The 12,558-nt window shown below is 70.7% G+C and carries 11 protein-coding genes; 7 read left to right on the top strand and 4 right to left on the bottom strand.

What is annotated here, in order from left to right:
* Positions 1 to 109: 109 nt before the first annotated feature.
* From OG758_RS06530 to OG758_RS06520, 3 genes are read right to left on the bottom strand one after another with little or no spacing between them, the layout of a single operon-like run.
* The gene (locus OG758_RS06530) at positions 110 to 430 is read right to left on the bottom strand and encodes a hypothetical protein (RefSeq protein ID WP_326709077.1); all 321 of its coding nucleotides are present in this window, start codon (positions 428 to 430) and stop codon (positions 110 to 112) included.
* Positions 431 to 473: 43 nt separating this feature from the next.
* A complete protein-coding gene (locus OG758_RS06525; RefSeq protein WP_326709076.1) occupies positions 474 to 1,976 on the bottom strand; it encodes a long-chain-fatty-acid--CoA ligase in 1,503 nt (500 codons plus the stop codon).
* Positions 1,927 to 3,018, bottom strand: coding sequence for a TauD/TfdA family dioxygenase (locus OG758_RS06520; protein ID WP_326709075.1), 1,092 nt, complete (start codon positions 3,016 to 3,018; stop codon positions 1,927 to 1,929). Before OG758_RS06520 ends, OG758_RS06525 begins: the two co-directional genes overlap by 50 nt.
* Before the next feature lie 243 nt (positions 3,019 to 3,261).
* Here OG758_RS06520 and OG758_RS06515 point away from each other — a divergent pair, with 243 nt between their 5' ends.
* From OG758_RS06515 to OG758_RS06485, 7 genes are all read left to right on the top strand, one after another.
* Positions 3,262 to 4,281 (top strand): AraC family transcriptional regulator, encoded by a 1,020-nt coding sequence (locus OG758_RS06515; protein ID WP_326709074.1) that lies wholly within the window; start codon positions 3,262 to 3,264, stop codon positions 4,279 to 4,281.
* A 169-nt stretch (positions 4,282 to 4,450) separates the two neighbouring features.
* Positions 4,451 to 5,509, top strand: coding sequence for a 3-keto-5-aminohexanoate cleavage protein (locus tag OG758_RS06510; RefSeq protein ID WP_326709073.1), 1,059 nt, complete (start codon positions 4,451 to 4,453; stop codon positions 5,507 to 5,509).
* A gap of 123 nt (positions 5,510 to 5,632) precedes the next feature.
* A complete protein-coding gene (locus OG758_RS06505; protein WP_326709072.1) occupies positions 5,633 to 6,604 on the top strand; it encodes a quinone oxidoreductase family protein in 972 nt (323 codons plus the stop codon).
* Positions 6,605 to 6,637: 33 nt separating this feature from the next.
* Positions 6,638 to 7,513 (top strand): TauD/TfdA dioxygenase family protein, encoded by an 876-nt coding sequence (locus OG758_RS06500; RefSeq protein WP_326709071.1) that lies wholly within the window; start codon positions 6,638 to 6,640, stop codon positions 7,511 to 7,513.
* Between the two features lie 4 nt (positions 7,514 to 7,517).
* A complete protein-coding gene (locus tag OG758_RS06495; RefSeq protein ID WP_326709070.1) occupies positions 7,518 to 8,783 on the top strand; it encodes an MFS transporter in 1,266 nt (421 codons plus the stop codon).
* Positions 8,780 to 9,373 carry an RBBP9/YdeN family alpha/beta hydrolase gene (locus OG758_RS06490; RefSeq protein WP_326709069.1) on the top strand — a complete coding sequence of 198 codons (594 nt, stop codon included), beginning with the start codon at positions 8,780 to 8,782 and terminating at the stop codon, positions 9,371 to 9,373. The genes OG758_RS06495 and OG758_RS06490 overlap by 4 nt, the downstream gene beginning before the upstream one ends.
* Positions 9,370 to 11,319 (top strand): acetoacetate--CoA ligase, encoded by a 1,950-nt coding sequence (locus tag OG758_RS06485; protein ID WP_326709068.1) that lies wholly within the window; start codon positions 9,370 to 9,372, stop codon positions 11,317 to 11,319. The genes OG758_RS06490 and OG758_RS06485 overlap by 4 nt, the downstream gene beginning before the upstream one ends.
* A 114-nt stretch (positions 11,320 to 11,433) precedes the next feature.
* Here the strand turns inward: OG758_RS06485 and OG758_RS06480 are convergent, their stop codons facing one another.
* On the bottom strand, positions 11,434 to 12,555 hold the full coding sequence (locus OG758_RS06480; RefSeq protein ID WP_326709067.1) for a PP2C family protein-serine/threonine phosphatase: 1,122 nt from the start codon (positions 12,553 to 12,555) through the stop codon (positions 11,434 to 11,436).
* Positions 12,556 to 12,558 lie beyond the last annotated feature (3 nt).

Raw genomic sequence — 12,558 nt, 5'->3', positions numbered from 1 at the left:
GGCTCTACGCCGTGCGCACCCCTGAGAAGCTGTCGCGCATCGACCGCGAAACCGCCGTGAGCCGCTGACCCTGTAGCGAGATAGCCGCGTCGGACAGGTTGCCCGTAGGTCACGCGGGCTCGGAGGCGGGTGGCCGGGTGGGGCCGGGAAGTCGGGCGGGGCGGCCGTGTTCGTACTGGTCGGCCTGGAGGCGGTACATCTGCGCGCGGCGGCCGGCGGGTTCGGCGGCGAACAGTTCGGCGTGACTGCCCTCCTCGATCAGCCGGCCGTCGTCCAGGACGAAGACGCGGTCGACGCGGCGCACCGCGGCCATGCGGTGCGTGACCAGGACGAAGATGCGGTCCGGCCCCGCGAGGCCGAGGATCTGGGCGAACGCACGCTGCTCCGCGTCCGGGTCCAGGGCGGACGCCGGCTCGTCCACGATGATCACGCAGACGACAGGGAAGTGGGCGCGGGCCGGCCCGGTCGCCGGGTCAGGTTCCCGAAGGCTCCGGCGGGGCGAGCGCGATGTCCCGCTTCAGGATCTTGCCGGTCGCCCCCTTGGGGAGTTCGTCGACGAATCTCACGATCCGCGGGTACTTGTAGGCCGCCACCCGCTGTCGTACGTAGTCGCGCAACTCGTCCGTCGTGATGCGGGCGCCGGGCCGGAGAACCACCACGGCGGCCACCTCCTCGCCGCGCGTCGGGTCGGGCACACCGATCACCGCGGCCTCCGCGACGTCCGGGTGCCGGTACAGAACCTCCTCGATCTCGCGCGGATAGACGTTGTAGCCGCCGCGAATGACGAGGTCCTTCTTGCGGTCGACGATGAAGTAGTAGCCGTCGTCGTCGACGCGGGCGAGATCACCGCTGTGGAACCAGCCCTCCTGGAACGCCCGCGCGGTGGCGTCCGGCCGGTTCCAGTACCCCTTCATGACGTTCTCGCCCCGGATCGCCAGCTCACCCACCTCGCCGGGGCCGACCACACGGCCGCCCTCCGCGACGAGCCGCAACTCGACCCCCCGGACAGGGAGCCCGATGGAACCCGGCTTGCGGGGCCGGTCCGGCGGGTTGAAGCACGCCACCGGCGACGTCTCCGACAGGCCGTAGCCCTCCAGCACCGTGACCCCCAGCTCGCGCTCGGCGGCGTGCAGCAGTTCCACAGGGAGTGCGGAGCCGCCCGAGACTCCCAGCCGCAGCCGCGGCAGGGCAGGCCCGACGCCGCTCTGGAGCAGCGCGGTGTACATCGTCGGCACGCCGAGGAAGACGGTCACCTCGTCGCGGCGCAGTATCTCCAGTGCCGTGGCCGAGTCGAAGCGAGGCAGGAGGGTCAGACAGGCACCCGCCGCGATCGCGGTGTTCAGGGCGCAGGTCTGCCCGAAGGCGTGGAACAGCGGGAGCCCGCCGAACAGGACGTCGTCCGGTCCCACGCACAGCAGCGTCCCGGCCGCCGTCAGCGCGTTGCTCACCAGGTTGCGGTGCGTCAGCTCCGCTCCCTTGGGCGTCCCCGTCGTGCCGGACGTGTAAAGGATCACCGCGGTGTCGTCGTCGGCGTTCCCGGCCGCTCCGGTCATCGGCGGGGCCAGGCGCAGCTGCGCGTCGAGGGTGGCCGGGTCCGCGACCAGGTATTCCACGCCGGCCATCGCCGCCGCCGGAACGGCCTCGTCGGCAGAGGACGGCGAGGCCACCAGGAATCGGGTGGCGCAGTCACGCAGCACGAACGCGATCTCGTCCGCCTTCAGCAGCGGATTCATCGGGACGACGACACCGCCCGCGCGCAGGATGCCGTAGTACACGACGGGAAAGTGCAGGACGTTGGGGAGGACCATCGCCACGCGGTCGCCCGCCCGCACGCCCCTGGCCCGCAGCAGCGCCGCGAACCGGGCGGTCAGGTCGTCGAGTTCCCCGTACGTGAGGACGCGGTCGCCCTGACGGACAGCGGTCCGGTCAGCGTGGGACCGGGCGGATCGCGCCAGAAGTGCGCAGAGGTCGGACATGTGGCTTCCCTTTCGTCGGGGGGTGCGGGGTGATCACGTCGCGCGGCGCGACCCCGCCGCGCCCGCCGGTGCGGGAATGCTCATCGCCCCAGAACACCGGTGGCAGTGAACGTGGTTGATGCGGCGTCAGCCACAACTGGAGGAGATGAAAGGAGTGTTCGCGGTCCGGATCGTCCTCGCGCGGCGCGCGGGCGTGCAGGACCGCGTGGTTGTTGAGCAGCAGCAGGTCGCCGGGGGCGAGGTCGATGTCGAGGCGCAGCTCCGGGGAGGACGCCGTCTCGTCCATGAGGTCGAAGAGCTCCCGCTCCGTCGAACTCAGACGCCGTACCTCGGGATACCGCTGCGCGGACTCCAGACGGCCGCGGTCGTAGCGCAGGCTGAGCCTGTCCCCGTCCCGGTGGGCGAGCGGCACCGCCTGCCAGGGGAGCCCGCCCGGGAGCTGTTCTCCGCGGCGGTCGAGGAAGTGCGTACGACTCAGGCAGTCGAGCAGCTCGGGCCTGTGAGCCAGTACGGCATTGTGCACCGCCGCCGAACTGGCGAGCGTCGTACGCCCCCGGGAACCGGTCGCCTCCAGGCACAGCAGCGCCAACGCGTCGGCGGCCTCGGTGCGTGGCGACAGCGCGGCCCGGGCGTCGGGCCCCTCCCGCAGATGCCCGAGCATGTGACCGGTCGCGTCCTGCGACACCGGGATCCCGAGGTGCTGTCCGACACCCCACAGGAGGACAGCGGCCGCCTCCTCGCTGTACCGCTCCACCGGGATGCCTCGTACCAGTACGAAGCCCCGGCCGTTCTCCAGCTCGTCGGCCGCACCGCGCAGCTCGCCCGCAAGGGTCGGCAGCGGGAAGTGGTCGGCGGTCACCTTCAGCAGAGGGGTGCCCCGGGCTCGCACCGTCCGCAGGGCCGCGTCCAGCTCGTCGAGCCGCGCCGGTGACAGGTGCAGCGCCCAGGCCGGGGAGGCCGAGAGATCCCGGCCCCGCCACACGGCCGGACCGGTGCAGGGGCGGCGGGGGAGTTCTGGGAATTTCCCACGCACCATATTCATCCTTTCTCCGCCGGGGAATTCCATGAGAAATAAGCACCGGGACCCGGATTCGCCGACTCTTTCGCGGCCTCTTCGTCGCGGTACCGACCCCTTTTCAAGGAGCCTATGCTTTGCCAAGGTGTCTTCCATCGGAATTCCGTGCGGCCTTCGCGGTGGTGCCACGCTAAGTGACGGCCCCGTGCCGCGCTTGACCTCACGGGACGGATGACTTATCAATCTGGGACACAGCTCTGGAGCGCGCCGATGAAACCGCTGGTCCGCAACGCAGCCCTGAGCAGCTACATCGAGCTCAGCCAGTCCCTGGGTATCGACCCCCGTGCCCTCATGAAGCAGGTGGGTCTCGACCCCGTAGGGCTCGCCGTCCAGGACCGCTGGATTCCCGGCGCGGCCGTCGCCGAGCTGCTCGAACTGTCGGCGGCGACAGCGCGGCGCGAGGACTTCGGCCTGCTCCTCGCCGAGCGGCGCCGCTTCTCCAACCTCGGCCCGATCAGCCTCGTCCTGCGCGAGGAACCGGACGCGCGCAGCGCCGTCCGGCTCCTGGTGCGCCAGGAGCGCATGTACAACGAGATGCTGCGCAGCCGGCTCACGGAGGCGAACGGGCTCGCCACCTTGAAGGTGAGCCTCGCCCTCGGCGAGGTGCGTGAGGCCCGGCAATCCGTCGAGCTGGCCGTGGGCGTGCTGCATGGGTTTCTCCGGGTGTTCCTCGGCGCCCGCTGGCAGCCACTGTCCGTGTGCTTCTCACACGGCGCCCCCCACGACATGGCCGCACACCGGCGTTTCTTCGGGCCCGTAGTGGAATTCGACCAGGAATTCAACGGCATCGTTTTCTACGCGACCGAACTCGACACCCCCAACACGATGTCCGATCCCCTGCTGCGCGGCTACGCCCGGCAGTATTTCGACTCCCTCGCGGTCTCCGAGGACACCACCGAGCTCGACCGGGTGCGCGAGCTGATCGAGGTCCTGCTGCCGACGGGGCGTTGCTCGATCGAACAGGTCGCCGGCAGCCTCGGCGTCGACCGCAGGACCGTCCACCGGCACCTCGCCACATCGGGCGAGACCTTCTCCTCGCTCGTCAACGCCACGCGCACCGAGCTTGCCGAGCAGCTCGTGGCGAATCCGAGCCGTTCCCTCACGGAGATCGCGGGACTCCTCGGCTTCTCCGCGCCCAGCGCCTTCTCCCGTTGGTTCCGGGATCAGTTCGGCAGCAGCGCCCGCGAGTGGCGCGCCCAGAGGTCCGACCCCGGCCCTGTCCCCAACTGACAAGTCTCCTGTCACCTGCGGTAAAGCGCCGCGCGTAACCCGCTCTTAACGTGGCCGTACCGCAAGGGCCACTTCGGCTCTGTCGATCAAGGCCCTTGCCCCAGCCACGAGTCGGGTCGCTGTGCCCACGAAGGCCTGCCCCGGCGCGTCCGCGTACCAGGAGATGACGATGCACTTCCTCGATGACTCCCTGCTGCCCGAGAACCAGCAGAAGCTGGTGATCCAGGTCGCTCCCTACGGCCCCGAGTGGCTCCCCGGCGACGCCGACGACCTCCCCCTCACCATGGACGAGCATGTCCAGGCCGCCGTGGACTGCTACAACGCCGGTGCCACCGTCCTCCACATCCACGTGCGGGAACTGGACGGGCACGGCTCCAAGCGCATGTCCAAGTTCAACGAACTCATCGGCCGGCTGCGCGAGGCCGTACCGGACATGGTCCTGCAGATCGGCGGATCCATCTCGTTCGCCCCCGAGGACGAGGGATCCGAGGCGAAGTGGCTCAGCTACGACACCCGCCACCTGCTGGCCGAACTCGACCCGCGGCCCGACCAGGTGACGATCGCCATCAACACCAGCCAGATGAACATCGTCGAGATCATGTCCGACGACGACCTCGCCGGGACGTCCATCGCCAAGCCCGACTACTACGCGGCGTACCGGGACATGGTCGTCGAGGCGGGCCCCGACTTCTACCTTGAACACCTCAAGCGCCTGCACGCGAACGGTATCCAGCCGCACTTCCAGCTCGCCACCCTGGCTCAGCTGGAGACCGTCGAGCGCCTCATCCGCAGCGGCGTGTACACCGGCCCCCTGGTCCTCAACTACGTGGCCATCGGCGGTGGTTTCTCCGGGCGGCACCCGGCCGACCTGATCGAGTTCGTCCGCCGTGTCCCCGACGGTGCCGTCCTCACCATCGAGTCCTCGATGCGCGCCGTCGCCCCCATGAACGCCATCGGCATCGCCCTCGGCGTCCACGTCCGCGTGGGCAACGAGGACAACCTGTGGGCCCGCAAGGGTGAGCGCATGAGTTCCGTGCAGCAGGTCGAGCAGATGGTCAGCATCGCCGACACCCTCGGCCGCGACGTCGCGAACGGCGCGGAGGCCAAGGAGATCTACCACATCGGCGAGTACTACTCCGGCACCGACCAGACCCTGGCCGCACTCGGCATGGTGCCCAACCGGCGTCCCGGACAGCGCGGCTTCATGCTCGGCGGCACCACCGGCTGACGTCGACTACGTCGCCAGGTCGTCGCCGAACAAGCACAGCGAGCCCACCGGCAGCATGCCGGGCCGGCACATCCCGCACCCAAGCACAGCAAGCCGAACAACCCGAACGAAGAGAGCATTGCCGTGGCATACGCCATCCGCTTCCACGAGACCGGCGGCCCCGAGGTTCTGCGCCGTGAACAGGTGACCGTCGGCGCCCCCGGCCCCGGCGAGGTCCGGGTCCGGCACGAGGCCGTCGGCCTCAACTTCGCCGACACCTATTTCCGCACCGGCCTGTACCCGGCCCCGCTGCCCGCGGGAATCGGCGTCGAGGCCGCCGGCGTCGTCGAAGCCGTCGGCCAGGGCGTCACCCACGTCGCCGAGGGTGACCGTGTCACGTACACCGGCAGCCCGCTCGGCGCGTACAGCTCCGAGCGGGTCATGCCCGCCGACTCCCTGATCCGGCTCCCCGACGGCATCGACTTCGAGACCGCGGCCGCCATGACCATGCGAGGCCTCACCGCCTCGTACCTGCTGCGCCGCATCCACCCGCTGAAGCCCGGCGACACGATCCTGCTGCACGCCGCCGCGGGCGGCGTGGGACTGATCGTCTCCCAGTGGGCGAAGCTGCTCGGCCTCACCGTCATCGGCACCGTCTCCACCGAGGAGAAGGCCGCACTCGCCCGCGCCCACGGCTGCGACCACACCATCCTGTACCGGCAGGAGAACGTCGCGGAGCGCGTGCGGCAGCTGACCGACGGGGCCGGTGTCCCGCTCGTCCTCGACAGCGTCGGCAAGGACACGGTCGCCGGGTCCATGGCCTCGCTGCGCCGCCGCGGCCTGCTGGTCTGCTTCGGCACCTCGTCCGGAGTGCCGCCCCTGGACGCGATGAAACTCGTCCAGCACGGATCGCTGTTCGTGACCCGCCCGGCGCTGGCCGACTACATCGCCGACCCCGCCGAGCGGGACGACCTCGCCGGAGAACTGTTCGGCCACGTCGCCGCCGGCCGCATCGGGATCCGCGTCGGCCAACGCTTCGCCCTCGAGGACGCCGTGACCGCGCACCGCACGCTCGAAGCGGGCCGCACGACGGGCTCGTCCATCCTCATCCCCTGAGCCACCCGTCCCCCGTACCCCAGGAGAGCACCCATGCCCCGGACCGCTGCCCGCACCCGGATCCAGGTCGAACCGCTGACCTGCACCATCGGCGCCGAACTGCACGGCGTCCAGCTCAGCGACGCCGTCCACGACGACGCGCTCTTCGCCAAGATCAAGGAACTCCTGCTCCGCCACAAGGTGCTGTTCCTGCGCGACCAGGACATGAGCCGCGCCGAGCACGTCGGGTTCGCCTCCCGCCTCGGCCCGCTGGAGGACCACCCGGTCCTCGGCAGCGACCCCGACCACCCCGGCCTCGTCCGCATCTACAAGGACCTGGACAGCAAGCCCGAGCACTACGAGAACGCCCTGCACTGCGACGCGACCTGGCGCGACCGCCCGCCCATGGGCGCCCTGCTCCGCTGCGTCGAGACGCCCGACGTCGGCGGCGACACGATCTGGGTCGACATGGCCGAGGCGTACCGCAGGCTCCCCGAACACATCCGCACCCAGATCGACGGGCTGCGCGCCCGGCACAGCATCGAGGCGAGCTTCGGCGCGGTCATGCCGACGGAGCAGCGCCACCAGCTCAAGGCCCGCTACCCGGACGCCGAGCACCCGGTCGTGCGCACCCACCCCGAGACCGGCGAGAAGATCCTCTTCGTCAACTCCTTCACCACCCACTTCGTCAACTACCACACCCCCGAGAACGTGCGGTTCGGCCAGGACCACGCGCCCGGCGCGAGCCACCTGCTCAACTACCTCACGAGCCAGGCGGCCGTCCCCGAGTACCAGGTCCGCTGGCGCTGGACCCCGAACAGCGTCGCCCTCTGGGACAACCGATCCACCCAGCACTACGCGGTCCAGGACTACTGGCCCGCCATCCGCAAGATGGAGCGTGCCGGGATCGCCGGTGACAGGCCCTGCTGAGCCGATGACGCGTCGCTACGCGTGGTTGGTGTTCGCCCTCAGCTTCGGGCTCCTGCTGTCCGACTACATGTCGCGGCAGGTCCTGAACGCGGTGTTCCCGCTGCTGAAGGCCGAATGGCTGCTCTCCGACACCCAGTTGGGAGCGCTGAGCGGCATTGTCGCCCTGATGGTCGGCGTGCTGACCTTTCCGCTGTCGTTGCTCGCGGACCGGTGGGGCCGGGTCAGGAGCCTGGTCCTCGCGGCGGTGGTGTGGAGCCTGGCCACCCTGGGCTGTGCCGTCTCCGCGAGCTACGGCGAGATGTTCCTGGGCCGTTTCATGGTGGGCGTCGGTGAGGCGGCCTACGGGAGCGTGGGCATCGCGGTGGTGCTGAGCGTGTTCCCGGTGGGTCTGCGGGCCACGCTGTCGGGAGCCTTCATCGCGGGCGGCGCCTTCGGCTCCGTACTCGGTGTGTCGATCGGCGGAGTGGTGGCCCAACACTTGGGCTGGCGCTGGACGTTCGGCATCATGGGCCTGTTCGGGCTGGTCCTGGCCGCGGTCTACGGCGTCGTCGTGACGGAGCGGAGACTCGCGCCGGCCGGCTACGGCACCGGCCCCGCGCCGGGTACGGGAGGCCCGGTACGGGCGCTGCTGCCCCGGCTGTTCTCGTCGGTGTCCGTGCTGTGCGCCTATGTCGGCAGCGGCCTGCAGATGTTCATCGCGATGGCACTGCTGGCCTGGATGCCCAGCTTCCTCGACCGCTACTACGGCCTGCCGCCCGGCAAGGCCGGACTCGCCGCCGGAGGATTCGCCCTGATCACCGGGATCGGCATGATCGGCGGCGGCATCGTCAGCGACCGGCTCGGCCGCAGCAACCCCCACCTCAAGTGGACCGTCGCCATCGTGTGCAGCTTCGGCTCGCTGGTCCTGCTCACCGGCGGGTTCCAACTCCCGCCCGGAACGCCGCAACTCCTCCTCGTGGGCGCCGGGACGCTGCTCTCCAACGCCACGGCGGGACCCGCCGCCGCCATGGTGGCGAGCCTGACACCGGCCGCCGTCGCGGCGACGGCCATGGCGACACTCACCCTCGCCAACAGTCTGCTGGGCCTGGCGCCCGGCCCCGCGGTCACCGGCATGCTGGCCGACCGCATGGGCCTCGACGGCGCACTCCGCCTGGTCCCGCTCGTCGCCGTCGTTGCGGGCCTGGCGTTCGCCCTCGGCAGACGCCACTACGACAAGGGCCTCATCTCGGCATCGGCCCCGGCCCTCGAAAAGACGGAGATCTCCGCATGAACCCCCTCCCCGCGCCCACGGTCGTGCTCGTGCCCGGCCTGCGCGACCACGTCCCCGACCACTGGCAGACGGCTCTCACCGCCCGCCTCCCCGGTTCCGTGACCGTGCCGCCCCTGACTGACCTCAGGCTGAGCTGCGACGCTCAGGTCACCGCTCTGAACGACGTGGTGTCCGGCATCGAGGGACCGGTCGTGCTCGTCGCGCACAGCGCCGGCGTCCACACCACCGTCCACTGGGCGGCCCGGCACACCCGCCCGGTGCGCGGCGCCCTCCTCGCGACACCGCCCGACTTCGAGACCCCGCTGCCGGACGGCCACCCCGAACCGCGGACCCTGCGTGACAACGGCTGGCTGCCGACGCCGAGCGCCACGCTGCCGTTCCCCAGCGTGGTCGCCGCGAGCACGAACGACCCCCTGGCCCGCTTCGACCGGGTCACCGCACTGGCCGACGCGTGGGGCAGCCGCCTGGTCGATCTCGGCCCCGTCGGCCACCTCAACCCCGCCTCCGGCTACGGCGAGTGGCCCCGCGCACTGGAGATCCTCCAGGCCTTCGGCTGCCGTGCGACACCCGACCCGAAGGCGTCGGCATGAGCGCGCGGAACTCCAACATCACCGCGTTCCTGGCCTGGTTGGCGCAGGAGCGCGGACGGTCGTTCACCGACTACGCCGAGCTGTGGCGGTGGAGCACCGACGACCTGCCCGGCTTCTGGTCGGCCGTGTGGGAGTTCTACGGCCTGGACACGGTCAGCGACTACGACGAGGTGCTCGCCGACGCGAGGATGCCCGGCGCGACCTGGTTCACCGGGGCACGCCTCAACTTCGCGCAGCAGTGCCTCGCCCACGCCACCGACGAACGCCCCGCGCTCATCGCCGTGTCCGAGACCGGCGACCCCGTGGAGATCTCCTGGGACAGGCTCACCAGGGAAGTGGCGGGCACGGCCGCGGCCCTGCGAGAAATGGGCGTCGGCCCCGGAGACTGCGTCGCCGGGTACCTGCCCAACGTTCCGCAGGCCGTGGTCGCCCTCCTGGCCACCGCCGCCGTCGGCGCGACCTGGACGGTCTGCGCACCCGAGTTCGGCACGCCCAGCGTCCTCGCCAGGCTGCGCCAGGCCCGGCCGACGGTCCTGGTGGCCGCGGACGGCTACCGCCACGGCGGCAAGAAGTACGACCGGCGCCCGCACATCGCCGAGATCCTGGACGGTCTTCCCACGGTCCGCCACCTCGTCGCCGTCGACCACCTGCACACGTCCGCCGCCGGACCGGCATGGTCACGGCGGCGGGACGTGACGCAGTACGACTGGTCCGTCATGGCCGACCGTGAAGCCCCACTCGACTACGCCGACGTCCCGTTCGAGCATCCGCTGTGGATCCTCTGGTCATCGGGCACCACCGGCGTCCCGAAGGGAATCGTTCACGGCCACGGCGGCATCGTCGTCGAGCTGCTCAAGGCGCTCGGGCTCGGCGTGGACCTGCGCGCCGACGACCGTTACCTCTTCCACACCTCCACCAGCTGGATGGTGTGGAACTTCATGGTCGCCGGCCTCCTGCACGGCAGCACGCTCGTCCTCTACGACGGCAGCCCCACCCACCCCGACATCAACGGCCTCTGGCGGATCGCCGAACGCACCCGCGCCACGACGGTCGGCGTCGGCGCCGCCTACCTGATCGCCGCGGAGAGGGCGGGCGCCCACCCGGCCGCCGCCACGGACCTCGGCGCCCTGCGGACCATCCTGCAGACCGGCTCGGCGATGCCCGACAGCACCTGGCGCTGGGTACACGACCGGCTCGCCCCGAAGGCCCGGCTCCAGTCGATCTGCGGCGGCACCGACATCTGCTCGGTGCTCGCCGGCGACTCCCCGCTGCTGCCGGTGCGCACAGGCCGGATCTCCGGCCCCTCGCTGGGTGTCGCCCTCGCCTCCTGGGACGCCACGGGGCGGCCGCTCGTGGGGGAGCAGGGCGAACTCGTCGTCACGGCACCTCTGCCGTCGATGCCGCTCCGCTTCGTCGGCGACCCCGACAACGCGCGCTACAGGAGCAGCTACTTCGACGTCTATCCCGGCGTGTGGCGGCACGGCGACTGGGTCACCATGAACCCCGACCTGTCCGTCGTCGTGGCCGGCCGCTCCGACTCCACGCTCAACCGCATGGGCGTGCGCATGGGGTCCGCCGACCTCTACGCCGTCGTCGAACGGCTTCCGCGGATCGCGGACAGCCTCGTCATCGGCGCCGAACTGGCGGACGGCCGCTACTACATGCCGCTGTTCGTCGTGCCCGCGGACGGCGAGCGGTTCGACGACGCCCTGCGTGCCGAGATCGTCGGCGCGATCAGGCACAGCCTGTCACCCCGACACGTCCCCGACGACGTCGTCCCCATCGAGGCCGTGCCCCGCACCCTCACGGGCAAGAAGCTGGAGGTCCCCGTCAAGCGCATCCTCCAGGGCGCCCGCGTCAGCGAGGTCAGCGCGGAAGGGTCTGTGACCCGGCCCGACATGCTCGCCTGGTTCGCGGAATTCGCGGCCGGCCTGGGACAGCCCTGAGGACGTACGGCAGCGAGGCGCCTGACGGGCACAACCTGGTCAGGCTCCTTCGCCCCGTACGGGGTAATCCTGGCGGGCGTGACGTGCGATCGCGTGATGCCTTGCGCCACGTACTCAACGGAAAGGCGACCGCCGGACGCACAGGATCGCGACGTCGTCGTGCTGACCTCGCTCCCCGGCGAACGCGCTCGCGTCGTCGTAGAGGGCGTGTGGCAGGTCGGTGGGGGAGAGGGACACCCGCTCGGTGAGGCGTTCGGTGACGGGGTAGAACGTGCCGTCGGCGCCGCGGGTCTCGGTGAGCCCGTCGGTGGTCAGCAGCAGTGTCGCCCCGGCCGGGAAGGCGAACCAGTCGACGGTCACCGGTTCGGTGGCGAGTTCGGCGAGACCGAGGGGAACGCCGGAGTCGAGGGCCGGCGTGCTGATGGTGGCGTCGTGCAGCAAGTGGGGCGCGATGTGTCCGCAGTTGACGACTTGTACTTCGTCGTGCGCGTCGACGTTGAGGATGAGCGCGGTGACGAACCGTTCGTCGTCGCCGGTCCGTGCGGCGTAGGAGTTGTGCCGTACGACAGAGGCATCGAGGGCGTCGACGAGCGCGGTCAGGGTCGGCTCCCGGTGGGCCGCCTCCCGGAATGCGCCGATGACCGCGAACGCGGCACCGACCGCGGGCAGGCCCTTGCCCTGGACATCGCCGATCAGGACCCGGGTTCCCCAGGGAGACTCGACGACGTCGTAGATGTCGCCGCCGACCAGCCGGTCCTCCTGGACGGGCTCGTACGCGCCGTCGACCAGGACGTCGTCGGTGAGCAGAGGCAGCGGGCGCAGGATGTGACGCTGCATCGCCGCGGCGGTGGAGCGCAGCCGCAGCATCTCGTCCTCGCGGCGGATACGACGGTGGCAGGCGTAGACGGAGGCCGCGCCCAGGGCGAGGGTGAGCAGCATCATGAGGCTCCTGTCGAGCCACGACCGCCCGTCGCCGTGCCGGAGCAGCACGATGACCACGACCACGAGCGCGATCCACGCAGCCACGAACTTCGTCTGGCGCACGGTGCACAGCGCGGACGCCGCCGCCGGCAGGAATACGAGGAGCCCGAGAAGCCACACCGGGGAATCGGACAGGGCACCGAGGATCAGCACCAAGAGGGTTACCAACGCAACGCCGATCACCACCTCGACGTTGCGCGGTGGTTCGATGCTCTCGACGGGGCGCGCGAAACGCTTCGGATGGTTTTGCGGCACGGA

Origin of the sequence: Streptomyces sp. NBC_01474 (assembly GCF_035918215.1) — a bacterium.
GTDB lineage: Bacteria > Actinomycetota > Actinomycetes > Streptomycetales > Streptomycetaceae > Streptomyces > Streptomyces aureus.
Note: the sequence above shows the minus strand (reverse complement) of the source record. Positions and strands in the feature narration are given on the sequence as shown.